Here is a 26,034-nt window from a genome sequence, read left to right as displayed (position 1 = left end):
TTCTGATTTGTCGTGACAATTCAGGCAGGTCTGAACTGTTTCAATTTATCTGCTTTCTCTTTTTCCGATTCTATATCCCTATTATTTCCCGGCCTTATCATCCCTAAAATCCCGCCATACCTGTTCCAGCCGCACGGGCTCTCTCATCAGCATCCAGCCGCCAAGCGCCATGCACTCTGCCACGTACAGCATCCCTTTCTGCCCGATACTCATCCCTGCCTGGGCCGTTGTGGTCCAATGATGAAGCGGCGTACCTTTACACATCACCGCCGCACTGAGCATCACCGTGGGCACTGTGTGGCTCACATCCGATACGTCAGTTCCGATGTTCAGAAGTACCGGTTCCTCCTCCAGCGGCTCCAGCCCCGTAAAATAAACGCCGTTATTTTGAAATCCTGCCGCTTCGCTTATCTTACGGGCAAACTCCAGCTCTTCCTCCGTATGCTCCGGAAGGGGAATCTGTTCCATAGCCTCGTAAAACAGTTCTGCCAGCGCCCGGTTCACCTTCATCTCTCTGTTGGAGGTCACAAGCTCAATCTCGACTCTCGTCCCCGTCATCAGAGCCGCCCCGCGTGCGCAGTCATCCACCCTGCGGGAAGCATCCTCCGTCCGGTCCCTGCGGCCGGAACGGATAAAATAATTGGTGGAGGCATAGTCAGGCACAATATTTGCCGGGCCGTCAGTATTTGTGTAGGTATAATGCATCCGCACATCCTCCGCCACATGCTCCCTCAAATAATTGACCCCCACATTCATCAGCTCCGCGGCATCCAGGGCAGAGCGCCCCAGTTCGGGGTGTTTGGCAGCATGGGCTGCCGTACCGTAAAACGCATAGTTCTTCACGTCCTGGGCCTGCCAGATATCGTAGCTTACCCGGTTTCTGTCAAAAGGGTGCCATGTGACAGCAGCGGACAGATCGTCAAAGACACCCGCCTCATTCATTTTGATTTTCCCGATGACAATCTCTTCGGCAGGACAGCCGTATACCCGAATCGTCCCCTCCACGCCCGCAGCTTCCATCTGTGCCTTCAGTGCACAGGCTGCTGCTGCGCAGGCCGTTCCCAGAAGATTATGTCCGCATCCATGCCCCGGACCGCCGTCGGTGCGGCACTCCCAGACCGGTTCCTGTCCAAGCCCCGGCAGTGCATCGTACTCCGCCAGATATCCGATGACCGGCTTACTGCTGCCCCACTGTGCTATAAAAGCAGTTTCGAATCCTGCGATCTTCCACTGAATGGAAAATCCCTGTTTTTCCAGAAAAGCGGCCAGCCGCCCGGAGGAATAGATCTCCTGCCCGGACAGTTCCGGATGGCGGAAAATATCATCCGCTGTCTGTATCATTTCCTCTTTATTCTGATCAAACCATACTTCCCATGCTTCTGTGCTTTTCATTCTGTCTCCCTTGAGTGTGTCTTAAAATTGCTTGCTGCAAGATGTTGTCCCAGTTTGCGGGTTATTTACTCCACAATGCTGTACTGCAGATATTCGTACAGCAGCCGGCTCCCTTCCCGAATCTCCGGCGGAAGAAGCGCCCGCGCAACCATCTTTGGCTCCGCAGCCGGGTCTGTCTCGTCAGTTCTTCTAAGCATTGCATAATCTCCGTCAATTTTCTCTACGATATAAAAACATTTCAGCATTGTTTCCTCCTTCTGTTGTACGTTTCCCTTTAAGTCTATCCGAGCTGCTACAGGGACTTAACGTGATTTTTTGTTATTGTTTCAAACACTGTCCGCCCCCACAAGGCCCTGTAAATTTTTCTTTTTGCTCTCAAAATAGATAAACCGATCAATGGCGTCCATGATATCCTGGAAGTCCTCCCTTGGGGCCAGCTCGATATATCTGGTCAGCAGCTCCTGTTCCTGCTCCCGGTATCTTCCGTAAAAAATATCATACAGATTGTGGCCCCGCATGTATATTCGGATTTCTTCCATATGATTTTTCACATCATCCACGCCGGTTATCTCTCTTCCCAGTACTTCCGTGAGTTTCCTCCCGCTCCGGATTCTGTAGAGATATTCTTTCCATTTTTCCAGAAAAATCTCATAGAATGCCTCCTCTGATTCTATGACGCCAAGTTTTGCCATGACCTTTGGATTCAGAAAATAATTTTCAAATGAATAGTAATGCAGAATCAGTACATTCCGTGGGGTAACCCGGGGGAGCTTATCCGCGTCCTCCGTATTTCTCTCTTCATAATAACGGCAGAGCTGCCATTTCAGCTTTTCCGGATCCTGTCCGTCCCCGTCCCTGATCATCAGAAACTGATCTTTCAGATAGATTTGGTTCATATACTTCAGGTTCGCATAGGTCTTGATGTTCGTGCAGCTATTCGTTGTGATAATGGCGATTCTGGAGAGATTTCCTTCCTCGTCGTATGTCTCTGAATAATATTTTTTAATCAGCAGGGGCAGCCGGCTTTTGTCCTGTTTGCCCTCTACGATGAATACAAAGTTCACATTCATCAGGTCATTGGCCGTATAGCCCAGATCGTCCAGAATTCTGCTGATATCGGTCTTCTCCCGGATTGCTGAACAACCGTCTTCCCCCAGCACAATCTGCCGAATCTGCCTGCTGCTGAAGTTCGGAAGCAGATTCGGGGAGTGGGTGGAGAACATCACCTGATTTTTCCGGGACAGTCTGTACAGGATCTCACCCGATACCTTCTGCAGCTTCGGATGCAGGAAAATCTCCGGCTCCTCCACCATCACGATGCTGGGGACCCTGTCCGGCCCTTCCGCATAAGTTTCCAGAAGAGACAGCATATAGACGCTGCGCATGCCCTTCCCCATCTGTGATACCGGCCGGTTCGCTCTCTTCTCCCTGCCCCGGATCTCTGCGGTCACCAGAAGCATCCTTTCAACGTCCCTGTTCATAGAATAGATGATCTCATCCTGCCCGCCGTTTTTCCGGAAGTTCTCATTCACCTTCCCCGCGAAATCATTCAGATTCAGCTGATAAAGTTTGTAATCCAGCAGCTTTGCAGCCTCAAAAGCGTCCAGCTCTTCCGGTTTTTTCTGGTTGATCAGACCGATGCACGCAAAGCAGTGGCTGCAGAGCTTTGCCTGGTCAAAAATGCAGCAGCCCGACCGCATTCTTTTCAGAAGCGCATCCTCCTGCAGCATCAGCAGGTCCCCTTGAAGCTGATTTAAGTCTCTCTGTGTGTCCATATAATATATCTGTGGAAATACTTCCTGTATATATGGATTGTTCTTTTTTACGCCGTCACTGCAGCGGATACGCCCGTCTTTATTGGCCACAAACTCAAAGGTCAGAATGCCCTTATCATCGAAGGACGGCAGCTTCCTCCTAAAATCCGCCTCCCATGCCCCGAAACGCCTGTACTGGCTGACCACTCCATTTTTCTGCAGGCGGATCAGATCCTCTTCCAGAAATTCCAGAGAGACGAACACTTCGATATTCGAGTTGTTTTCCTGAAAATCTTCCGGCTGGATCCGGTAGGAGCCTCCCACCGCGCGGACAGCATCCAGCACGGCTGTCTTCCCGGTATTATTCTGCCCCACCAGAATCAGGGCATTGTCAATATCCTCGATGTACATGTTGCGGATGGATTTAAAATTTCTGATCCGCAGACTGGTTATCCGCACTTCAGCCACCTCCCTTCCACCTATAAAACCCCCTCGTGAGCACTCTCGGAAACTCTATGTATATCCTCAAGTTATTATACTAAATCGTTCTATCTTTATATGCTTCTATTTTAACACATCTCCTTCCATAAATCCAAGTACCTGAAATCTTGCCTGTTCTACGTACCGAGCCTATCCCGTCCCACCAGCCGAATCAATACGCCGCCCCGTTTACAGAACCATCCCAACAAGCGCCCCTAACTACCGATTTGATGCCCCCAGCAAAATGAAGGGATAGCCGAAAGCCTGCCAAATGCACATATGCCGCTGTGAAGAGCGGCATATGTGCATTTGGCAGGCTTTCGGCTATCCCTTCATTTTGCGCCCCCATTGTTGTTTGTTGTGGATTCTCCCGCATATTTTTGTGGCTTTTGGTTGACTTCTAGGAATAATACGTTGCTATTTCCCTGTGATTGTTGTATAATAAAGACATTATCTGGATTCTAATTCCTTAGGAGAAAAGAAAAATGAAGAGATCAAAACGTATTGAAACACTGGACCGCCGTCCGGTTAATATGGACGGTTATATTAACGAATGGCCGGAGATGGGTTTTGCAGCGATGAACAGCCCGTATGATCCCAAGCCTTCCATTAAGATTGAAAATGGCAGAATTATAGAACTGGACGGAAAGAAAAGAGAAAATTTCGATTTTATAGACCAGTTTATCGCGGATTATGCCATCAGCATCCAGAGAGCCGAGATGTCTATGACTATTCCATCCTTAGATATTGCCAGAATGATTGTGGACATCCATGTTTCCAGAAAAGAGATTCTGGAGATCGTAAGCGGTATCACCCCCGCCAAGATGGTTGAGGTTCTGAACTGCTTAAACGTTGTAGAGCTGATGATGGGAATGCAGAAGATGCGCGCGCGCAGAACTCCCGGCAATCAGGCTCATATTACCAATCTGAAGGACGATCCGGTTCAGATCGCAGCGGACGCCGCAGAAGGCGCCCTGAGAGGATTTGCAGAGGAAGAGACCACCATGGGCGTTGCCAGATATGCACCCTTAAGCGCCATGGCGCTCCTGATCGGATCCCAGGCCGGACGTCCCGGTGTTCTGACGCAGTGCTCCGCCGAGGAGGCCACCGAGCTGGAACTTGGTATCAGAGGACTGACTACATATGCGGAGACACTTTCAGTGTATGGGACGGAAAAAGTATTTATTGACGGGGACGATACCCCTTACTCCAAAGCATTTTTGAACTCGGCATACGCTTCCCGCGGCCTGAAAGTCCGCTTTACTTCCGGCTCCGGCTCCGAGGTGCTGATGGGAAACAGTGAGAAAAAGTCCATGCTGTACCTGGAATGCCGCTGTCTTTACGCCACAAAAGGAGCCGGAAGCCAGGGGATCCAGAATGGCTCTGTCAGCTGTATCGGAGTACCCGGAGCTGTTCCGGGAGGAATCCGGGAAGTAATGAGCGAGAACCTGGTTGCCGCACTGCTCGGCCTGGAATGTGCATCTTCCAATGACCAGAGTTTTTCCAATTCGGACATGCGCAGAACCGCAAGAACTATGCTGCAGTTCCTGCCGGGAACCGATTTTATATTTTCCGGCTATGCGGCGGAGCCCAACTACGATAATATGTTTGCGGGTTCTAACTTTGATGCAGAGGATTTTGATGATTATAACGTCCTGCAGAGAGATATGCAGGTTGACGGCGGACTCCGGCCAGTCACAGAGGAAGAAGTCATTCAGGTCAGACGCAAGGCCGGAAAGGCCGTACAGGCCGTGTTCAAACAGCTGGGGCTTACGCCTGTCTCCGACGAACAGGTGGAGGCGGTCACCTATGCCCACGGAAGTAAAGACACGCTCCCCCGGGATGTAACTGCAGACCTGATGTCTGCCGAGGACGTACTCAAGCGCGGCATTACCGGCGTGGATGTGGTAAAGGCCCTTGCAGAATCCGGCTATCAGGATCTTGCGGAGAGCGTCCTGAATATGCTGAAGCAACGCGTTGCCGGTGACTATATGCAGACCGCTGCGATCCTGGACAAAGATTTCCATGTGCTCTCCGGCGTTAATACACCGAATGACTACATGGGTCCCGGTACTGGCTACCGTGTCGAGGGCGAACGCTGGGAGGAAATCAAGAAGATTCCTCATATTATCAATCCGCGGGATATATAGGAGGAAAGAGCATGCAGATGAATGAAGATTTAATAAAACAGATAACAGATGCTGTCCTCGCCGAGATAAAGCAGAAAAAGGACGCCGCGCCTGCACCGGCTGCCGTGCCCTCTATGGCAGGACGCGAAAGAATCAATGAAGTAAAGACATCCTATGCGTCTTACCCAAGGGCTGCAAAGGGGTCAGACCCCAAAGAAGTTGTAATCGGGGTCGGCGCCGCATTTCAAAAAGAAATTTTGAAGACGATCTGCGGCATCCCGCTGGACGATGTATTGAAGAACGTGAAGGCAGGGATTGAAGAGGAAGGCATGGTGCCAAGGGTAGTAAAGATCCTGGACACCTCGGATGTATGTTTCATGGCCCTGGAGGCCGCAAAACTGTCCGGCTCCGGCATTGGCATCGGTATCCAGTCAAAAGGAACCACCGTCATCCACCAGAAGGATTTGTACCCGCTCTCCAATCTGGAGCTTTTCCCCCAGGCGCCTCTGATGGATCTGGACACTTACAGAAAGATCGGTAAAAATGCCGCCAAATATGTAAAAGGGGAACAGGTTGTTCCCATCCCCTGCACCAACGATCCAATGTCCCGTCCTAAATACCAGGTCAAGGCTGCCCTGATGCACATAGCCGAGACGGAACAGCTGGACCCTGAAGTCGGAATAATCGAATGGGAGGTAAAGTAGATGCAATACCCATTAGGAGAACACGAAAAAGAAAAGATTACATCCAGGACCGGTAAAAAGCTGACTGATATTACGCTGGATGAAGTGATGAAAAACCGCGTTTCCGCCGATGACATCAAGATATCAAAAGAGGTGTTAAAAGCACAGGGACAGGTTGCCCGGGAGGCCGGCAATGATCCCATGGAAAAGAATTTTGAGCGCGCGGCCGAGCTGGTCGATGTGCCGGATGATGTGATTTTGAAAATGTATGATAAACTGCGCCCCAACCGTTCTACAAAGTTAGAACTGGTCCTGATGGCACAGGAGCTTCTTGAAAAATATAACGCAAGAAACTGTGCGCGCCTCGTTATGGAGGCCGCAGAAGTCTATGAGAAAAGAGGGATTCTGCTTTGAGTTATATCGCTGGAGTTGACATTGGGAATTCTACAACTGAAGTCTGCGTCGGGGAAAGTGCGTCCGACGGCACGATTCACTTTCTGACAAGCGCCTCCTGCCCCACCACCGGGACGAAGGGAACTGTCGCGAATACCCATGCCATCAAAGCGGCTCTGAAGCAGGCCATGGGCAGGATCGGAAGGGAGATCAGCGACATTTCCCTAATCCGGCTGAACGAGTCCGCGCCCGTGATCGGTGATACTGCGATGGAGACTTTGACAGAGACTATCATAACGGATTCCTCCATGATCGGGCACAATCCTTCCACTCCTGCAGGAGCCGGACAGGCAGTAGGGGAGATTCTCCTGATTGAGAACCTGTCCCGCGGGATACCCGGTACACAATATATTGTCGCGGCTCCCCAAACCTATTCTTATGAGGAGGTGGCCGCAATTCTGAATCAGGCTGCCGATACGCTCGATATTGTGGGAGTGATCCTGCAGGCAGACGAAGCTGTTCTGGTAGAGAACCGGCTGCGCAAAAAGCTGCCGATCATTGATGAAGTTGCGCATATCGACAAACTCCCGGACAAAGTTATGGCTGCAATCGAGGTGGCGCTTCCCGGACAGACTGTGCGGATGCTATCTAATCCCTATGGTATTGCCACTCTTCTGAAGCTGAATGCTGAGGAGACCCGCACTGTCACCCCAATCGCCAAGAGCCTGATTGGAAAGCGCAGTGCCGTGGTGCTGAAGACTCCGGGCGGAAATGTGCGTGAAAATGTACTCCCCGCCGGAGAGATTTATCTGGATGCAGAGCACAGCACCTCCGTGAATCTGGATGAAGGAGCGGCGAAGATCATGCATGCGGTGTCTGAGGCAGGAAGTATCCATGATATCAGCGGGCAGCCGGACACCAACGTGGGCAATATGTTTGCCCGTATCAGGCAGGGCATGGGGAATCTGGATCATACCCCGGAAGCGGATATCCATATTACAGATGTACTGGCCGTTGACACTCTGGCCCCGGTTCTGATCTCCGGCGCTCTGGCAGGGGAGACTTGCCTGGAAAAGGCAGTTGGCATCGCCGCCATGGTAAAGACAAGCCGCCTTCCTATGAAGGAAATCGCCGAAAAACTAAAACTGGAACTCGGAACAGATGTAAAAGTAGCCGGCGTGGAAGCGGTGATGGCAAGCCTCGGAGCCCTTACAACCCCGGGCACCCAGCTGCCCCTTGCCATTCTGGATATGGGCGGAGGTTCTACCGATGCCGCAGTCATTTCCAGCGAGGGACAGGTTACCATGACCCATCAGGCAGGAGCCGGGGAACTTGTTTCCATGCTGATCGAAACCGAGCTGGGCCTGGGCGACAGGCATATGGCGGAACAGATTAAAAAATACCCTCTTGCCAAGGTGGAAAGCCTGTTTCACATGCGGATGGAAAACGGGCAGATGACCTTTGTGGAGGATTCCATTGACCCCCGCTTCTATGGACGGGTTATCCTGCTGGCAGAAGATGGATTTATCCGCATAGAGCAGGATATTCCGATGGAAAAGATTGTCCAGGTTCGCCGCGATGCTAAAAAGAAAGTTTTTGTCACAAATGCGTTCCGCGCCCTGAGAAAAGTTGCTCCGAACCATGATTTAAAGAATATTTCTAATGTAGTACTGGTCGGAGGTTCTGCCGAAGACTTTGAGATCCCTGAAATGCTGATGGAAGAATTCGCCGATTACCGTATCGTATGCGGCCGGGGAAATATCCGCGGCACAGAAGGACCGCGCAATGCCGTAGCCACCGGACTCGTGTACTGGAACATTGAGATTTAGCCTAATCGCGCAGTATAAATTTTCAGAGGCTTTTTACATACTGGATCTGGAAATTTAGTCTAGCTATCAGGCTGAATATCAATGAGACAATGCACCAGTACTTTCGTATGCAGGAGAAGAAAAATGATAATAAAAAGACCTTCTATTTTCATATATGTTAATAACCCGGATGCCGCCTCTCTCAGGGATGTCTGTGCCGGTATTGAAGAAGAAGGGGTATTTTATGAAATAAAGGAAATGGAAAACGCTTTGCTTGACGAACTGGCATGGAACGCTGCCAAGGACTCCATGCTTGGTTCCGGAGTCGGTATCTCGGGAAAAGGGATTGCCATGCAGATGCGGGGCCTTCCAAAAGGCCGCAATACCGAGAGTTACCAGAATGCCACCCCGACGCAGTGCAGGAAACTGGGGGCAAACAGCGCCCGCGCCGTCAAAAAACTGGCTTTTAAATAGGCTGCAGCTTTAAACGCTGCGCCGGACCGCATCAATATGGTAACAGTTCAAGCCTGTCTGAACTGTTACTCTATATGAATAAAAGGGGAGAAAACCATGAAAATTTATACCAAAAACGGAGATACCGGAAAGACTTCTCTTATGAATGGAGTGAGTGTCTCCAAATCAGACGACCGTATAGAACTGCTGGGGACAATCGATGAGTTGAGCAGCCATATCGGTCTGGCCAAAGTCATTGCCAGCCAGCCTCTGCAAGACCGTCTTTCACAGATTCAAAAAGCGCTGATTCAAATGATGGCTGGGATTGCAGATCCGCGTAACCTGGATTACCGCTTTACAAAAGAAGAGACATTTATGCTGGAAGAAGAGATTGACCGGCTAGAGGGCCTATTTCCGCGTGCTAAGGAATTCGTACTTTATGGCGGATGTGAACTGTCCGCAAGGCTGGATGTTGCCAGGGCTGTTGCCAGAAGGGCAGAACGCCGTTTCCGCAAAGTAGCCCAGAACTATGGCGCAGACAGCAAGGCTATGCAGTATATCAACCGGCTTTCAGATTACCTCTACATTACCGCGAGGTATGCCGACTATAAAGCCTCTGCCGAACCCGATGAAGGGCTTCGTCAGGAAGTAGTTAAAAATGTTATGAAAAGCCTTGCGAAATAGCAGGGCTTTTTAATTGCAGATTCGTATAATTTCCTGTCCCGTCCCCATAAAAATCGTTATTATAAAGTATAACGGATTGAGTAACGCAAGTTCGAATAGTAAAATCGATATTTTTTCAAAACAGCTTATTTTGTCACACTTTAACACAATACACACTTTTTATTTATTCTACGCTTTCTGAATATCTAACTACACTTTAAAAACTCATTCTCTTTTTTTGCAAAAGTCAGGATATCATACCTTGTTATCTACAGTATTTCAAGATGCAGAATTAACTTGTCAGTACGCATTTATGCTTACTGCATAGTGGCTCAGTTGTCCTGCCATTTTCTTACTTCCCTGCTCTACTTTTTTTCAGTGATTATTACCAACTATTGTCGTTAGTCCATTCAGATATCTTTTTACTGCAAATATCTTTTCTTATACGCATAATTTTCTTAACATTAAAATGCTCCCCTCCAAGTATCAAGTGACTTTATTATCTCACTTGTCTACCTGAAGGGAGCATATCAGAATGGCAGCCTGTACGCCATCATTTCATCTCTTTACAATTCGTAATAATTTCCTGAAGCTTTTCATCCATATAGTCTACAGCCTCTTGCGTTGTCCAGCCATTTAACACAACATTTTGGATCGCATCCCCCATAAGGTTCGATGACTCAATCTGGCCAGCGGAATTTGTAAGCCCTGCTTCAAATCCGCTTCTTTCCTCATATGGGATGATATTCTCAAAAATGTCGTCCATTTCTTTGGAGAACTTACGGACCATTTCATTGTTTTTATAGGTATCACTTTCAAACGCTTCCTTCAATGCAGGCAGTGCATAGATCGGCCTGCTGTTAGCACGCTCGGCCACATTATCCGTTTCAAAAAGGAATTCCACAAATTTTTTGGAAGCCTCTATTTTTTCATCCGTCGATTTTCCGATTGCCATATAGTAGGCACCGCCAAAGCTGGCATTCTGATTATACGTTGAAGCATCCTGCCCTGGAAATGGGAACACGGATAAATTATCCAGCATTTCAGGATTCTGTTCCGCTGCTATAGCAACAACTGCTCCCCATTCGCTAGTCATAGCTATTTCACCTTTGGCCAAAGCTGTACGGAAATCTGTCCAGGACCAGTTGACAGATCCTTCCGGAGATGATTCATGGTAGATCTGCATCATCGTGTCTAGAGCCTGTACTGCTTCCTCTTTTTTATCACCAAATTCGTATGCGCCTGTGTCCATGTTGAAAATATTCACACCATTACTGTATAAAAACTGAGAGTATGTCTGCTGTGCCACCATATTACGGTCCATCGGTATACACATCCCATATATATCCGTTTTTCCGTCCCCATCTGTATCCTGCGTCAGTTTTGCCGCAGCAGCGCTTAATTCTTCCCAGGTTTTTGGGATTTCTATATTATTTTCTTCGAAGAGGTCTTTTCTGTACCACACGCCCTGATATAAAGCCCAATCCGGAACTGCATATACGACATCTTCTTTCGTAACCCAGTCCAGATATTTTTCTACAAAAGCATCTCTTCCTCCTTTTGCATCTATGATATCTGAAACATCTGCCAGTGCATCCTTAGACTGCATAAAGGCAATATGCCCCTCTATGCCGTTGAAGATATTCGGCATTGTATCCGAATTCATACCAGCCATCATGCGCTGATAGACAACATCATAGGTCAGTGTCTCGATTTTAATTTTAATATCCGGGTTCTGGCTCTCAAAAGCCTTCACCTGTGCATTCAGTGTATCGATCATAGCCTCTGTCGTATGCATCGTCCACATAGTAAGTTCGATGGGATTATCGCCCTGTGGCTTATCCCCTTTCGCATTATCATTACTTTCACTTCCTTTGGAACATCCCGCCATAGTAAAAAGCATTACTAAAACTAATAATAAAGAACATAACCTTTTCATACCATAAACCTCCTTAATTACCATGCGCCTCAGCTATTCGATCACCATTCCCTGCCTCAGCAGCTCCTTTTTCACTTCTTCATAATCTACTTCTATACAGTTTTTATGACTTTTCACTGCCAATGCCGCACAAATACCGGCTGCCTGTCCCGTTGCCATCGCTGTTGCAGTAATTCTTAAGGATCCCTGTGCCTCATGTGTACAGCAGATACACCTGCCCGCCATCATCAGGTTATCTAAATCTCTAGAAATTAAACTTTCCATTGGAATCCGATACCCGTGGCTTACTGGGTAGACCTCCATAGATGAACCGCCCGGGCTGTGTAAATCCATCGGAAACGCTCCCATAGCTGCCGGATGCAGATCCCTTCCACCAGCCTCCAGCTCTTCTTTTGTAATGCGGTGATACCCTGTAATCCGTCTGCCTTCACGTATTCCTATCCTGCCAGTTTTTATGATCCACGAATCACGAAATGCCTCCTGGCTCTCCTTTAACCATTTCCACAATTCATATGCCTGTATCACGGCCTCAGCCTGCGCAGCACTTCTCTCCTCCATATCCAGGGGATTTGCCTCAACCCTGGTAAAATTTAGAATCATCTCGCCCGGGTAGAATCCTGTCATTGCATGCATCTCTGTCCTTTTCAGAGAAAGTGCCCCCGACTCGTATCCCTCCTTAAGCAGTGACCTGAACCCCCATAGATGCAGATTCTGCCTTTCCTTCTCTTTTGCCATGTCCAGCATGTCCATAAACGGTGTTTTCGAAAAAAAGCAGAACTCTTCCGGATGCATCCGCACCATTTTCTCCAGCCTGCCTGTGTCTACGCCGCCAAGCTGCAGCATACTGGTCAACGGCTGCGCCCTGCCCTCACTGTCTCCAAATTCATACGTACATCCCGCCAGTGCAGCAAGATCACCATCACCGGTGCAGTCAACGAAACCTGCTGCCCCGTATCGTTGATATTTTGATTTACTAAATACCTTTACAGATACAATTCTCCGATCTTCAAGAGAGCATTCCAGGATCTGCGTCTGCATAAGCAGCTTTACCCCAGCCTCCCTCAGCATTTTGTACCCTGCATATTTACAGATTTCAGGTGCAAACGGCGTAATTGTCTCTGCATAACCAGCCGTATCTTTAACGTGTCCTGCGCACCCCCCATCCGAGATGCAGTTCTCCACAAATTCCTGTGCAATCCCTTTGACGACTTGGCTTTTACCATCATGAAATGTCATAATTGCTTCCAGCGGTCCAGCCGTAATATTTCCTAAAATAGAATCAGATTCCTCAATCAATAAGACTTTCATTCCCATCCTGGCCGCTGAAACTGCGGCACAAAATCCAGCCGGCCCAGCACCCGATACGATAATATCGTATTTCTTCTCCATTTTCACTCCTTCACCGCCCCTGCTGTCAGCCCAGCGATAAAATACCGCTGAATCGAAATGAATATAATAATTACAGGAATGCTGATCAACACAGAAGTTGCCATAATCTCTCCCCAGCGGATATCGTAATGCGCAATAAATTCCCGGATTCCAATTGGCAGTGTTTTCCGGTTCGTACTGATTAGGAACACACTTGAATATAAATATTCATTCCAAGACTGTATAAAAGAAAAAAGTCCTATCGAAAAAATAGCTGTCCCCGACATGGGGATTGAAATTTTTCTGAATACACCGATCTTACTTAAACCGTCAATCATGCCAGCTTCTTCAAGTTCAATTGGTATGACTGCAAAAAATGACCGCATCATCCAGATTCCTAAAGGTATTGTAATTGTTAAATGAGCAAGTATTATTCCTGCAAATGTATCCACCAGATCTAATTTTGTTAAAATAGTGTTAAGTGGCAGCATAAGTAAGATTGGCGGAAAGATGTATGTACAAAGGATTATATGTGATAAAAGTTCTCTCCCCTTATATCTGAACCTTGTCAGACTATATGCTCCCAGTGATGCCACCACCACTGTTATCACCATGACCGCAGAAGATACGATGATGCTGTTCAGAAAATATCTGGGGACGTTGCTGCTTACAAATACATTTTTATACCATCCTGTCCAGAACCCTTTGGGGATGAAAGAGGGATTTTTCGTAAAAAGTGATTCTGCCGGCGTAAATGAAGAAATCAGCATCCATGCAAACGGGACAACCACGATTGCCAGCAATAACAATATTCCAACTGCTTTTAAAATTTTTCCTATCCTGTTCATTTATCTGCCTTTCTCCTTTCCTTTACTGATTCTGGAAAAAAGTACAATCATCACGATTAATATGATTCCCATGAGAATAGACATTGCAGAAGCCCTTCCAAAGTTAAACATTCCCACTGCTTCCGTATATATTAAAATAGGCAGATGCTGTGTTGACTGCGCCGGTCCCCCCGCTGTCATCAGATAAATCATGTCAAATGCATTAAACTCCCATATCATACGCAGGACTAGTAAGCTATAAGTAATCGGCTTTAAAGACGGTAAGGTAATATACCTGAATTTCTGCCAGCTATTTGCCCCGTCTATCATGGCTGCTTCAAACTGATCCTGTGATATTGCCTGAATTCCTCCCAGGTAATTCACCATACAGAAAGGAAACGATCTCAGCACATTGACTGCAATCACAGTAGGCAGTGCTGTCACAGGGCTTGCCAGAAGAGAGCCTCCCTGCTCCAGAACGCCGATATTCACGAAGAAATTTGTCAGTATGCCATATGTATCATTCAACATCCACTGAAAAAGCAGAACCAATGAAATGATTGGAATAACATAAGGTGTCAGCAGTATGGAGCGTATGATCTTATTCATCCTCGTATCTTTGCTTATAAGCAGTGCGGTTAGCAGCCCTAACAGCATCTGGAATGCTACACTTCCCAACGTCCATATGACATCAATCTTTAATGCTTTCAGAAACACCCCGTCCTGTAATACATCAAGATAATTGCCAAGACCGATAAAGTTATTATTTCCGGTTATGTAGTTTGTGTCGAAAAAACTTTGCTTTATTGTCTGTAATACCGGAAATAAGATCAGGCATCCAAGACATATGAATGTCGGCAGCAGAAATAAATAGCCAAGGAATAAATCATTGTTTAATAAACGCTTTTTCCTCTCCGGTTTCATTCGCTAACACCTCCCTTTTCTCTTCTCTGGTTTTACAGTTTTCCTATTTCTTTCAGGATACCGGCAGTTACTTCCATCTCCTCCTTCGTGGCCGGTGCAAGCGGTCCCCTGGCAGGTCCCAGCTTGATTCCTGTTACCAGTTCTATAGCCGGCCTCAGGATGGAGTTTGGCAAAATCCTTCCGTTCTGTCCCGTTGATTTGCAGAAACGGTAAATTGGAGTAAAAAGCTCTTTTGCCTTTTCATTCTCCCCCTTGTCAAACGCTTCGAAAATGGCCCGGATCTCATGTCCAAAAATATGTGCCCCGCCGCTTACGAGTCCCATAGCGCCTTGTACAATCGTGGGGAGAAGCATGATATCATCCCCATTAAATACTACAAAATCTGGGTTCACATCTTTTACTGCCAAAAAATAATCAGTAACCTGTGTTGGGTTAATGCCTGCTTCATCTTTTATGCCGATAATCCGGTCTATCTTTGCCAGTTCTTTAACTGTCTGCGCCTCGATATTTACACCAACAAAAATTGGTATGTTGTAAAGCAGAATTTGGATATCTGTGCTTTCAGCCAGATTTTTATAGTGTTGGTAGATTCCTTCCTGCGTGGGCTTATTATAATAGGGGCATACTACCATCACCAAATCAATCCCCAAAGCCTCTGCTTCCCTGGTCAGTTCAATTGTCTCCTTCGTTGAGGCACAGCCTGTACCGGCGATGACTGGTTTTCTACCGGCTGAAGCTTCTACGGCTGTTCTCATCAGTCCCACTCTTTCTTCAAATGTAAGCAGGGAAGCCTCCCCCGTAGTCCCTGTGACAATCAGGGAATCACAAAGATCATTTTCTATCAGATACTCAATCAGCTCAGCATACCTATGATAATCTACCTCTTCATTTTCCGTATAGGGGGTAATTAATGGTAATAAAATCTTTCCATACTTTTTTGTAAACTTCATTTTCCTATCCTCCATTATCATTTTGTACGATATACTATTGTACGATGTCTAAAATCAATATAATGCCTTTGTATAATTTTGTCAACACATTCTTTACATGTTATTAATTTTTGGTTGTTTCGCACAATTTTTGGTTGTTTTCTGTCAAAAATAACTAGTAAGAATTTTTATGGTATAAAAAAAGAAAGCTAAAGTCATGACCAGACCTCAGCTTTCTGCATTATTACTTACATATCTTCTCAAATGCTAACTCTATTCTCTTTTTTTCGCCTGCATCTAAATGCACAATAGGGCTTCTGCATGCACCCGGATCGCGTCCCATCACCTGGAGAGCATATTTCAGGCGGATTGGAAACTGATTGCCTGCAATGCTCTGCCAGCATTCATAGAGTTGATCCTGAATTTCTTTGGAACGCGCATGTCTGCCACTCTGATAAGAGTCCCACATTTCCACGCACAGTTCCGGAAATACTGCCAATATTGCCGATATAGCCCCGTCAGCTCCAAGATCATAGCAGGTATACAGCATATCATCCGTGGCAGCGTAAATCATGCCTCTGTCTTTGCACATCATCCGCATGGCATATAATGCCGGAACACTCCCCACACTTTGCTTAATCCCCCTTACATATTCCGTCTCGTCCAACAAGCGCTTAAACAAACACGGTGTAATCGTATTTTGGGGAATCACATTATAAATAATAACCGGAAGCTGTACTTCCTTTGATATGGTATGATAAAAGTCAAACATACCTTCTTCGTCCGGAACTAAGACATTATACGCCGTGGGAGTAACCATTACAGCATCCGCCCCGGCTTCCTTTGCCGCAAGACCAGCCGCTACAGCATCCCGCGTACATGTCCTCATAACGCCGCACACCACCGGAAGCTCCGGGCCTGCCTGCTCTCTTGCAATCGTAACCAGTAATTTTAGTTCTTCATCTCTTAATACAGGGCCTTCCCCCGTACTTCCACCTATGCTGATCCCGTGGACACCGGCACTGACAGTGTATTTCATTTCTTTTGCTGCCAGCGTCTCATCAATACTGCCATTATGTTTGAATGGAGTAATAACGGGAGGAATAATTCCTTTTATTTCTTTCATACCTGCCTCCTGTTCAAATACGCCATTGCGTATCTGTGTAAAGCCGCCGTCATGCTCTATATGACAAACTACGCTTCACAAAATATTTCCTATACAACTTTTTGTTTTTTAATGTGACATCATACAATCATACATCCGTGTTTTCATCATACCATAATACCTGCATAAGTCAAGCATTTTCTTTAAAAACATGTCCGCTAAGATTAATCCTCTTTCTTTCTGCTGTGTATAAGTCCCATATCCCTTTCTGTAATTTCCAGATGTTTCCTCATCTCTTCTACGGCTAATGCTGCATTTTTAGTTTCAAAGCAGAACAATATCCTCTCATGCGGCTCTACAGCATTTTTATAAACCGTTTTATCGGTAAATGAGTCTCCTCTGTAAATTCTAAACTTTTCTAGGAGCTGTTTATTAATATTAATAAGCAGTGGGTTACCCGTACATGCAATAATCTTCGTATGGAACAATTCATCAAGCATAATCATTCTTACCATATCCCGGCTTTCGTTTGCCTGTACAAATAATTTGTGGATTTCTTTTAGTTCTTTAAACTGCTTTTCTCCAGCGCGTTCTACCGCCAGCCTGACTGATAAAGTCTCAATTGCCATACGAGTCTCCATAAAATCACGAAATTGGGCATTTTGTACCTCATACCAGGGTTCTTTTTCGTTGCGCGCCTTCTTATAATCTGCTACGAACGCCCCTCTTCCCATCTTATTTTCTACATACCCCAATGCCTGAAGTACCCGAAACGCTTCCCGGACGCTTGTCCTGCTGACCTTCAGTTCCTCACACAGCTGCGCCTCCGTAGGAAGCTTTGCCCCTACTTTATATGCCTGCGACTCTATCAGCTCCTTAATATTCTCAACTACCGCGTCTGTTATAGACATTCTCTGTATTTCTTTCATTCCCATCTCCTCCTGATCCTGACCTGTATCCTTTGTCTAATTGTATGACGCCGTATTCAAAAAAGCAACCTATTTTTCTGAGGGACTAACTAAAAATGTCAAGTGGAATTAAAACATACTCCCGAAGCATATTCATCTGCAATTCTTGCTGACTCATGAGGCAGTAATTGATGAATCTTTACTTTCTGTTCGAGCAGTAAGGATAACAATCCTTCCAAACATTCCTCATGTAATTCAGGGTTCATAATTTCCTAAAAAAAGAGTCGTAAGTTATTTTAACACCCCTGGCTCCGGTGCAGAAATCCAGGAATTCTTCCTGAAGTTCCTCCTCCACTGATCAAACTGATAAGCTGACACAGGACTGATTCGTATATCGTTCATCACCTCCTCCCGTGTCCTGATCTGCGGAAAATAATCTTTTAGCCGCTTCTTCATAGGCAATCCCCATTTATATAAAATGCAGGATATTTCCGCTCTGAAAATATCCTGCATTGATTATCACTATATTACTTTAATTCATCAAACTGAATTTCGTTATAAGGTATCACCTTCTGTTCCACATCCCCCACAATATTTACCGCCTTATGTACAGATTTATCGAGGGTCATACGCAGATAGCCCGGTGTGGAATACGTCCCTGCGGTATCTATGATATAACGTCCTGATATATAAGCGCCCAGATCAATATCCGCATAGCATATTCCTTCCTCATCCGGCTCCAGGTGTGTCCCGATATCGGTACCGTTCGGAGCTATAATCTTGGTCATACCGTATCCCAGCTTCATCGTTGCTCTGTGTGCATCTGTCTCACAGATGCGGTCGGCCTGATCCTCAGTCCAGATCATAGACGCAAGCAGATAAAAGACCTGATTAGTAACCGCATAATAAGTCGCTGCCGCATGTGTCTGTTCGGTTGCAAACATATTATTGGGATCCCACATGGCAATGGGCCAGGAACCACAATGGATCTGTTCGTACTGACCGCCCATAGCCGCTACATTCAAAGGAATAAAATGCTCCCAGCACTGCAGCCCGCCCATATTTCCATACTCCGTGTGAAATACCGGCATCAGGCTTCCGTCCCCGTCGCCCCAGATTGTTTTTTCCTGGCTGGTAGCCTTATTCTTACGATGCTTTCCTATAAGATCGCCATTCGGATTAAACCAAAGCTGAGTCAGATACAAGGAGCCGCCCTCCCGTTCCGTTACGGAAACACAAACATACATCTTATTTCTCTTAGCCGCCTCACTAATCTCCTGGACACTCTTTCCGGGAATCTCCACCGCATTATTATAAAACTCAACAAAATACTTCATCCCATAATCCGGTCCGTCCATCCAGACCCAGTAGGGGTATCCAGGAATCCAAGCCTCCGGAAAATTAATAAGTTTCGCTCCGTTTTTACCTGCCTCGTCGATAAAATCACATGTCTTCTTTACCGTTGCCTCCAGATTCAGCAGTACCGGCGCTGCCTGTACCGCTGCCGCCTTAAACTTAGGATACTCTTTCATATTTTTTCCTCCTATGATACACCGTTGTATTTTTATAATATAAGTTTATCATACAAAAAAGAAAAAGAAAATCAATTTTCAGTTATCGGGCTTAAATGAATAATTGAGTAAAATTTTTGCAGTTTATAATGTAGTAATTCTATACAAATATAATTTCGATAAACGTGTTAACTATAACGAAGCTTCTTAGAATGCTTACAGATTTTCACATTAGTTACTTGGACTCCCCAATACTATTATTTCCATTTACCATATAATCGTATATAATAGAAGTAGTTTAATGTAAGACGCAAGTATAAAATAAGTCGCGTAAATTAAAAAACTATATTGATTGTATCACTTATCTTGCATAGACAGTAACAATTATCACGCCTGGAGGCTTCATATATTATGTAGTATATATCCTAATAAATACAAAGGAAAAGGGGGAGTTACGCAAATGGGACTCGCATTTCGGAAAAGTAAAAAAACCGCTCCTGATGTAAAAATCGATTCTTACAAAAATAGCAAAACCAGAACTGATAGAACGAAAGGTGTGCATTACAAGGGTAAATCTAAAGGAAAACGGACTCCAGTCATTGGCCTTCCTGGAAGCAGGGTATCTAAAAGAAAGACCTCTTCCCCAAAAGATTCCAGTAAAAAAATCTATAATATCCGTTTTATTAAGAAGAAAGAAAGTCTGCTCCCTGAAGAGCCAAAGAAAAAGAAAGGGAGAGGATGTTTAACAGTCTTTATTGTATTATTTGTACTCGGTGGCATTTGCACTCTGTTTACAAGGGATAATAAATTAGAAACTATTGTTCTCTCAGCAGATGAAAATAATAGGTACGATATAAACACAGCAATTCCCGTAGATGTTAAGACCACTCCCTCCAATGCTGATCTAAAAGACATTGAATGCGAAACTTCTGGTGGGGAATTAAAAAAGGATGGCGATAACCTACTATTTACCACTGAGGAATCTGGAAGTTACACTATGTACGTGCTATGTGGTGATATAAAAAGCAATACCATAACTATTACTGTAGAGGACAAGGATGCACTTGCGGTAAAAGAAGCTCAAGAAAAAGCTGAGACGGAGGCTGCTAAAAAGGCAGAAGAGGAAGCCGCTAAGAAAGCTGAAGAGGAGGCTGCTAAAAAGGCTAAGGAAGAAGCCGCTAAGAAAGCTGAAGAAGAAGCTGCTAAAAAGGCAGAGGAGGAACGAATAGCAGCAGAGGCTGCCGCCCAAAAAGCTGAAGAGGAACGGATAGCAGAGGAAGCTGCCGCTCAAGAATCTTCGCAGGCAAATCAAGTCCCACAAGAACAAATGGTATGGATTCCACAAAGCGGAAGTAAATATCACAGTAATCCGTCGTGCAGTGGCATGAATAATCCACAGCAGGTAACAGTATCTGAAGCAGAAAGCATGGGATTTACGCCATGCAAGAAATGCTATTAAACCCATAAAAGGCTTCAGAAACACTATACAGGTGCAGGGAAGCTTGTAGTATGCTCCTCAATGTATCAATATACTACAAACTTTCTGCACCTGCAAGATGCCTTGTCAGAGGCTTCTTCCTGGTTGTCACCCTCTCCCCAATTTGGCCCTCCCTGTCCATCAGACGGTGGTTTGACGGATGGTGTTCCGCCTGCCTGACCGTTCTCCGCATCCGGATCTTCCTGGTCAGGAACGGGAGGCTGTACATCCGGGCTTTCTATGTCCGGGGCAGTATCTGGATCATTCGCATCAGGCAGATCAGGTTCTGCTGACCTTCTGGACTGCAGTGAATTTCTCCGGTATGTGTACACAGAACCCCTGCCTTACGCCGATGCAAACGGCATCTACTACCATCTTAAACTGCCCCCGCAGACATGCACTATATACTGCCACAGGGTAAATCTGTTCCGGGCTTTTGAGAATCTGGTTATGAATGCCACCGAACATACGCCTATGGAGGGATCTATGACACTCTCTGCCGCATATACGAAGGATTCGGCAGAGATTACGTTCAAAGACAGCGGAGAAGGAATTGACCCGGTTCACCTTCCCCTGATCTTCAATTATGAATTCAGTACGAAAAGAAATCCCGGGCTGCGCGGGCTTGGGCTTTATTTTACAAAGATCAGCATAGAAGAATATGGGGGAACTATATCCGTTGAATCACAGACTGGGGAGGGTACGGCCTTTCATATCAGCTTTCCGCTGTCTGAGGCTCGCCTATGAACATAGCCAAAGTGTGCATGCCCCTCATGCGTAAGAGGTTGGGAAGTTGAGGCAGGCTTGTCCACTTGTTCTTATCCCCCTTCTCCCAATACTTAAAAGTGTTTTTTAACTTTAATGCGTTTCCCCCATAATCGTCTTGACATCTTCCCGGTTCTCCACCACTGCTTCCACCGCCCCCTCAATGGCCCGGGCAATCGTTTCAGCCGACATGCTAGGCGTCCCATCCGGCAGGTCAGTTACCTGCTCCGGCAGAAATGGCACGTGTATAAATCCTCCCCTGATCTCCGGATATTTCTTATCTATCATATACAGCAGGCGGTACATTACGTCATTACATACATAGGTTCCCGCTGTATATGATATTTTTGCCGGTATCCCTCTGCCCCGGATGCGCTCCACCATCGCCTTCACCGGAACCGTTGCAAAATACGCGTTCTCCCCATCTTCACAGACAGGCACATCAAAAGGCTGCCGCCCGTCATTGTCCGGAATTCTGGCTTCGATCAGATTAATGGCCACCTTCTCTACAGAAATTCCGGAACGTCCTCCGGCTTGTCCGATGCAGATTACGGCATCGGGCCTGTGCCTGCGGATTCCCTCCTCCAGTATTTCACCTTCCCTGTAAAAAACTGTTGGGATTTCCATCTTAATTATTTCCGCGCCCCGAATGATATCCGGCAGTAGTTTTATGGCTTCATAGGCCGGATTGATGCTTGCCCCTCCGAAAGGGTCAAATCCTGTAATTAATACTCTCATATCTTTCCTCCTTCTATTTGGAATTTTATAGTATATGCGGTTCCGGTATAATGATCTTTCCCCGTTCCATGATCATCCGGTTGTCCGCATAGATATCCGGTTTATGCGCGACCAGGTCAAAATGCCCGTTCGCCTCATGTACCCCGCCCAGGGCAATGTTCCGCCCCACACCGATGTGAAATGTTCCATAGGCAGACTCATCTTCAATATAACATTTTCCCCTGCACTTTGCATAGGAGTTCAGGCCAATTCCCAATTCCGACGCCACATAAATTCCGGGGTCTTTAAATTCCTCCATATATGCTTTCAGCTTCTGTCCGCTGGAATTCATTTCCATCTCCTGGATGCGCCCCTCTTTTATACATATCTTAAATGGCTCTTCCACTCTTCCGATATACCCCAGTGAGCCATCCGCTATCATGACCCCTTCCGTCTTTGTCTCTTCAATCGGAACATACACTTCAATGCTGGCGGATGAAAATCCTTTGCCGTCCCGCACCACTCCATTAAAAAACCCCGCGGTTCTGTTTCTCTTATACAGCTTTAGGTCTGTCCCCCTCTTCGTCTTTACCTGGATCACAGAGGAGGAGTTCAGATATTTCATGATAATACCTGCCATCATTTTGCTCTTCTTTGTGTCCATCCCCATAAAACGGTATGAGAGCATTGATTTTTCGTTATTGGTGGCCAAAGGCAGGGACAGGAACTTGCTCCCCCTGTTTATCGCCCTTTTAGCCGCCTTTGTGGTAACAAGAGAATAGTCTGTAGCTCCGATTACGGCCCGGTAACCATCAAATACATTTTCGTGGCGGTCAAAAAATACGCCTACATGCTTCCCCCGTCTTTCCACCACCATCAGATCTACAGACTTTGCCCGTTTGTGGGCACAGTGCCTCAGCACTTTTGCCTCTTCCAGATGGTTTTCGCTTGTCACAATCATTAGTTTTTCCCATGGTTTCAGGCGCAGCCAGTCTTTTATGACAATCATAGCGCCCCGTTCTATTTTCCGGTAGTCCTGCATAACCGTTTCCTTCCTGTGGATCAATCCAATGCTCTTAGAGCCTGCACTTCTTATTTTTCACCCTTATTTCATTAAAATCATATAGAAAACCTGAAACGCAAATATGAGTACGGCCGGCAGCAGTTGGCATTTGATTACGCCAAAACGGTCTTTCATGTCCAGCATGGCCACGGGTACCACATTAAAATTTGCGGCCATCGGCGTACAGAGTGTACCGCAGAATCCGCATGACAATGCCAGTATTCCTATGACGGCAGGATCTGCACCATATTGCAGGACGAAGGGCGCGCCGATTCCAACTGTCATCACTGTAATGGCTGCAAAGGCATTTCCCATTATAATGGTAAACAATGCCATCCCGGCTGCAAAAACTATAATTCCCGCATTTACATTGCCCTCGGGAATCACCCCGCCGACGAGGCCGGCTATCACACCCCCTACGCCTGCCTCGGTAAAAACCGCGCCCAGGCTTGCAAGGAGCATCGGCAGCATACTTAAAGGCCCTACCGTTGAGAGGAGGCGTTCTGAATCCCTCAGAAAAACCCCAGGCCGGTTCTCCCTGGAAAGAAGCATTAGTATCAAAACCGACACCACAATGCCCGCACCCACTCCAACGATTGCGCCAAGATCGGGGAGAAAGACGGCAAAAATAATGGCAAAGACACCGATGGACAGGGCCGGGATAAAGATTTTCATTCCGATGGTCCGGTACTTTTCATTGGTATATTCCTCTGTCAGTGGTTCGACATTTCCAATCTTTACTTTTTTCAGGATGGCCGGTATGGTCATCAGGATAATCAGTGCCCCGTTTATAGCCGGCGGGATCCAGCGTCCAAACGCAAGCACCGCTCCAAGGGCGCACCAGAATAGCCCGGTTCCGAACCGGGAGGGATTCTCCTTATCCAATGCATTTTTGATTCCGGTATAGAAAGTAATAAGGCCCATAATTATATAGATGATTTCCAGGAGTTTTGTGCCCAGTGCCACGTCCTGGCTTGTAAAAAATGTCATGATGCGCCTTCCTCCTTACTTTTTATCCCCATAATATTTTTTGTACAATTTCCTGTCTTTCAGAAAATAATAGACAATCCCTGTAATGATTGCAAAGATCCCGACCGGTATCTCTACCTTTGCCAAATCAAGCAGGGAAACCTGGTATCCCAGGGTTTCCAGTGTGGACTGCACCAGCAGGGCGCCCGAACCCCCGACAAACAGCACCTGGCAGAAAAACCATGCAATATTCTCCATGCCGGAGGCCATTCCCTTTAACTGCTCTACGTGCTCTTCTGCCGGTTCCTTACCCTGTGCTTCAACTGCGCCGATTGCCATGGGCATTACGATTGGCCTTACAAACCCGGCAACCCCGCCGAAGCTGACATTAAACGCGGCAAATATCCCCCTCATGATCCCATAAACTCCTATGACCGCCCCGGCAGATGCATTCTTAATCCTGCCGATCAGGCTGGCAGCTGCGGGCTTCAGACCGTTGCGCTCTAAAGTTCCGGTTACCAGCATAATTAAAATGAAAATTGCCATATTCCGGTTCGCAGTAAAACTGGTTCCTAACGTCTCCAAAAGCCCGGTCACCCCCATGTTTCCCACCAATGCTGTGACAATTGCGGCAATTAGAATAATCAGTATGGAATCCAGTCTTAACGCAAATCCAATGATAATAATCAGGATTCCTGACAGTTTTATTAGTTCCATATATAGCCTCCTTTGGCATACAGACAACGCATACGCCCTTCTTTCAGTTGTATCATGCGCAGGAGTGAACCAGGCCATTCATGGGCCTGTTAAATACGACGGTCTGGCAGGCATAATAAACGGTCTGATACACTCTGACGATGTATAATTATATTTTGGGTCTATTGGTTAATTTTTACTCGGGTTTCAGTAATTATTTTTAATCTACCTGCCAGACTTGTACTCAGGAATTTCCAATATCAGATTAGGGTGTCAAAAGACTCGTTTATAAAGAATCTTTTGACACCCTAATCCTATAAGATAATAAAAGTAAGCCTCAAAAATCTATGGATTTTTGAGACTTACACTTCCCCATTATAAAATTGCTTCTAATATTCTCTCCGGTTGCCGCGCCTTCTGTACCGCTGCTCCTCTTCACGCGCTCTCTGCCTCTCTCTTTTCCGTTCCCATCGGCGGCGCTCCCGCTCCATCGTCCGCACAGGAGCCAATATCGTCCAGCAGCAGATGCGCACTGCCATGATTCCAAAGAACACTCCGATGCTGTCGATTCCCACGTCCTTCACGGACGGACCTCTCCCATCCACAAAGGACTGATGGTACTCATCCCCGCAGGCAAAGCCTACGCAGATCAGCCCAGCCACCAGCATAAGGCCAAAGCCCCGCAGGCCGTATACATAAAACGGCAGTGATACCGCAACTGCCAGTATAAAGTATTCTGTCATATGCGCAATCTTCCTCACCGGATATTCAATCTCGTATGCCTTCTCATCGATCTCCCATTCCTCCATATTCTTCTCCAGAACTTCATTCCCGATTTCCACAATCTTATGGCTTACGGAATAACTCAGATTGCCCGAATCCGTTCCACTCTGTGCTGAAAAACTGAAGATCACATACATCATGATCAGTGCCGGTAAAAACGACAGCGGTTTTAATATCAATAAAATGCACCTTTTAAACATTACAAATCACATCCTCATATATGTAGTAAAAATCATTTTACTATCATACGCTGATATGGGAATAAAATCAACCTCTTGTGAACGTCTTTCATAATCCC

Annotated in this window: 25 protein-coding genes; 8 read left to right on the top strand and 17 right to left on the bottom strand. The window is 46.4% G+C overall.

The window, feature by feature from the left end:
• Positions 1 to 81: 81 nt before the first annotated feature.
• The 3 genes from MWG26_RS01325 to MWG26_RS01315 form a co-directional block, all read right to left on the bottom strand.
• Positions 82 to 1,392: an amidohydrolase gene (locus tag MWG26_RS01325; protein WP_025654182.1), complete on the bottom strand. Its 1,311-nt coding sequence runs from the start codon at positions 1,390 to 1,392 to the stop codon at positions 82 to 84.
• Positions 1,393 to 1,457: 65 nt separating this feature from the next.
• Positions 1,458 to 1,637, bottom strand: a complete 180-nt coding sequence (locus tag MWG26_RS01320) for a hypothetical protein (RefSeq protein WP_025654181.1) — start codon at positions 1,635 to 1,637, stop codon at positions 1,458 to 1,460.
• Between the two features lie 81 nt (positions 1,638 to 1,718).
• Positions 1,719 to 3,605 carry an AAA family ATPase gene (locus tag MWG26_RS01315; RefSeq protein ID WP_025654180.1) on the bottom strand — a complete coding sequence of 629 codons (1,887 nt, stop codon included), beginning with the start codon at positions 3,603 to 3,605 and terminating at the stop codon, positions 1,719 to 1,721.
• Between the two features lie 506 nt (positions 3,606 to 4,111).
• Between MWG26_RS01315 and MWG26_RS01310 the strand changes: the two genes are divergently transcribed.
• The 6 genes from MWG26_RS01310 (at position 4,112) to MWG26_RS01285 (ending at position 9,776) form a co-directional block, all read left to right on the top strand.
• Complete coding sequence (locus tag MWG26_RS01310; RefSeq protein WP_025654179.1) at positions 4,112 to 5,776, top strand: propanediol/glycerol family dehydratase large subunit; 1,665 nt, start codon at positions 4,112 to 4,114, stop codon at positions 5,774 to 5,776.
• Positions 5,777 to 5,787: 11 nt separating this feature from the next.
• The gene (locus tag MWG26_RS01305) at positions 5,788 to 6,459 is read left to right on the top strand and encodes a propanediol/glycerol family dehydratase medium subunit (protein ID WP_025654178.1); all 672 of its coding nucleotides are present in this window, start codon (positions 5,788 to 5,790) and stop codon (positions 6,457 to 6,459) included.
• Positions 6,460 to 6,852 carry a diol dehydratase small subunit gene (locus tag MWG26_RS01300; RefSeq protein WP_025654177.1) on the top strand — a complete coding sequence of 131 codons (393 nt, stop codon included), beginning with the start codon at positions 6,460 to 6,462 and terminating at the stop codon, positions 6,850 to 6,852. It abuts the gene before it with no gap.
• Complete coding sequence (locus MWG26_RS01295; protein WP_117441187.1) at positions 6,849 to 8,660, top strand: diol dehydratase reactivase subunit alpha; 1,812 nt, start codon at positions 6,849 to 6,851, stop codon at positions 8,658 to 8,660. The genes MWG26_RS01300 and MWG26_RS01295 overlap by 4 nt, the downstream gene beginning before the upstream one ends.
• Positions 8,661 to 8,783: 123 nt before the next feature.
• Positions 8,784 to 9,113, top strand: a complete 330-nt coding sequence (locus MWG26_RS01290; protein ID WP_025654175.1) for a glycerol dehydratase reactivase beta/small subunit family protein — start codon at positions 8,784 to 8,786, stop codon at positions 9,111 to 9,113.
• Positions 9,114 to 9,209: 96 nt separating this feature from the next.
• Positions 9,210 to 9,776 (top strand): cob(I)yrinic acid a,c-diamide adenosyltransferase, encoded by a 567-nt coding sequence (locus MWG26_RS01285; protein ID WP_025654174.1) that lies wholly within the window; start codon positions 9,210 to 9,212, stop codon positions 9,774 to 9,776.
• A gap of 532 nt (positions 9,777 to 10,308) precedes the next feature.
• Here the strand turns inward: MWG26_RS01285 and MWG26_RS01280 are convergent.
• The 8 genes from MWG26_RS01280 to MWG26_RS01245 form a co-directional block, all read right to left on the bottom strand.
• Complete coding sequence (locus tag MWG26_RS01280; protein ID WP_181969602.1) at positions 10,309 to 11,694, bottom strand: ABC transporter substrate-binding protein; 1,386 nt, start codon at positions 11,692 to 11,694, stop codon at positions 10,309 to 10,311.
• Between the two features lie 33 nt (positions 11,695 to 11,727).
• Positions 11,728 to 13,083 (bottom strand): FAD-dependent oxidoreductase, encoded by a 1,356-nt coding sequence (locus tag MWG26_RS01275; protein WP_025654172.1) that lies wholly within the window; start codon positions 13,081 to 13,083, stop codon positions 11,728 to 11,730.
• A 2-nt stretch (positions 13,084 to 13,085) separates the two neighbouring features.
• A complete protein-coding gene (locus MWG26_RS01270) occupies positions 13,086 to 13,910 on the bottom strand; it encodes a carbohydrate ABC transporter permease (RefSeq protein ID WP_025654171.1) in 825 nt (274 codons plus the stop codon).
• A complete protein-coding gene (locus tag MWG26_RS01265; protein ID WP_025654170.1) occupies positions 13,911 to 14,813 on the bottom strand; it encodes a carbohydrate ABC transporter permease in 903 nt (300 codons plus the stop codon).
• Positions 14,814 to 14,845: 32 nt separating this feature from the next.
• Entirely contained in the window at positions 14,846 to 15,763 is a 918-nt protein-coding gene (dapA, locus tag MWG26_RS01260) for a 4-hydroxy-tetrahydrodipicolinate synthase (protein WP_025654169.1), read from the bottom strand.
• A gap of 223 nt (positions 15,764 to 15,986) precedes the next feature.
• Positions 15,987 to 16,868: a dihydrodipicolinate synthase family protein gene (locus MWG26_RS01255; protein ID WP_025654168.1), complete on the bottom strand. Its 882-nt coding sequence runs from the start codon at positions 16,866 to 16,868 to the stop codon at positions 15,987 to 15,989.
• 203 nt (positions 16,869 to 17,071) lie between these two features.
• A complete protein-coding gene (locus tag MWG26_RS01250; protein ID WP_025654167.1) occupies positions 17,072 to 17,776 on the bottom strand; it encodes a FadR/GntR family transcriptional regulator in 705 nt (234 codons plus the stop codon).
• A gap of 506 nt (positions 17,777 to 18,282) precedes the next feature.
• Positions 18,283 to 19,287: a carbon-nitrogen hydrolase family protein gene (locus MWG26_RS01245; protein WP_025654165.1), complete on the bottom strand. Its 1,005-nt coding sequence runs from the start codon at positions 19,285 to 19,287 to the stop codon at positions 18,283 to 18,285.
• A 439-nt stretch (positions 19,288 to 19,726) separates the two neighbouring features.
• On the opposite strand from MWG26_RS01245, the gene MWG26_RS01240 reads away from it, so the two are divergent.
• Entirely contained in the window at positions 19,727 to 20,725 is a 999-nt protein-coding gene (locus tag MWG26_RS01240; protein ID WP_025654164.1) for a hypothetical protein, read from the top strand.
• A gap of 73 nt (positions 20,726 to 20,798) precedes the next feature.
• Here the strand turns inward: MWG26_RS01240 and MWG26_RS01235 are convergent, their stop codons facing one another.
• Positions 20,799 to 20,936 carry a hypothetical protein gene (locus tag MWG26_RS01235; RefSeq protein WP_153918034.1) on the bottom strand — a complete coding sequence of 46 codons (138 nt, stop codon included), beginning with the start codon at positions 20,934 to 20,936 and terminating at the stop codon, positions 20,799 to 20,801.
• 47 nt (positions 20,937 to 20,983) lie between these two features.
• On the opposite strand from MWG26_RS01235, the gene MWG26_RS01230 reads away from it, so the two are divergent.
• Positions 20,984 to 21,490 (top strand): sensor histidine kinase, encoded by a 507-nt coding sequence (locus tag MWG26_RS01230; RefSeq protein WP_025654163.1) that lies wholly within the window; start codon positions 20,984 to 20,986, stop codon positions 21,488 to 21,490.
• A 111-nt stretch (positions 21,491 to 21,601) separates the two neighbouring features.
• Here MWG26_RS01230 and pcp read toward each other — a convergent pair whose 3' ends face one another.
• From pcp to MWG26_RS01205, 5 genes are all read right to left on the bottom strand, one after another.
• Positions 21,602 to 22,246 (bottom strand): pyroglutamyl-peptidase I, encoded by a 645-nt coding sequence (gene pcp / locus MWG26_RS01225; protein WP_025654162.1) that lies wholly within the window; start codon positions 22,244 to 22,246, stop codon positions 21,602 to 21,604.
• A gap of 25 nt (positions 22,247 to 22,271) precedes the next feature.
• Positions 22,272 to 23,267 (bottom strand): 2,5-dihydroxypyridine 5,6-dioxygenase NicX family protein, encoded by a 996-nt coding sequence (locus MWG26_RS01220; RefSeq protein ID WP_025654161.1) that lies wholly within the window; start codon positions 23,265 to 23,267, stop codon positions 22,272 to 22,274.
• Between the two features lie 63 nt (positions 23,268 to 23,330).
• Positions 23,331 to 24,278, bottom strand: a complete 948-nt coding sequence (locus MWG26_RS01215) for a DUF979 domain-containing protein (RefSeq protein ID WP_025654160.1) — start codon at positions 24,276 to 24,278, stop codon at positions 23,331 to 23,333.
• Positions 24,279 to 24,293: 15 nt separating this feature from the next.
• The gene (locus MWG26_RS01210; protein ID WP_025654159.1) at positions 24,294 to 24,974 is read right to left on the bottom strand and encodes a 5-oxoproline transporter, DUF969 family subunit; all 681 of its coding nucleotides are present in this window, start codon (positions 24,972 to 24,974) and stop codon (positions 24,294 to 24,296) included.
• A 368-nt stretch (positions 24,975 to 25,342) separates the two neighbouring features.
• Positions 25,343 to 25,936, bottom strand: coding sequence for a VanZ family protein (locus MWG26_RS01205; protein WP_025654158.1), 594 nt, complete (start codon positions 25,934 to 25,936; stop codon positions 25,343 to 25,345).
• Positions 25,937 to 26,034: the final 98 nt, after the last annotated feature.

This window comes from Faecalicatena contorta, assembly GCF_022835095.1.
GTDB classification, from domain to species: Bacteria; Bacillota; Clostridia; order Lachnospirales; family Lachnospiraceae; genus Faecalicatena; species Faecalicatena contorta.
Note: the sequence above shows the minus strand (reverse complement) of the source record. Positions and strands in the feature narration are given on the sequence as shown.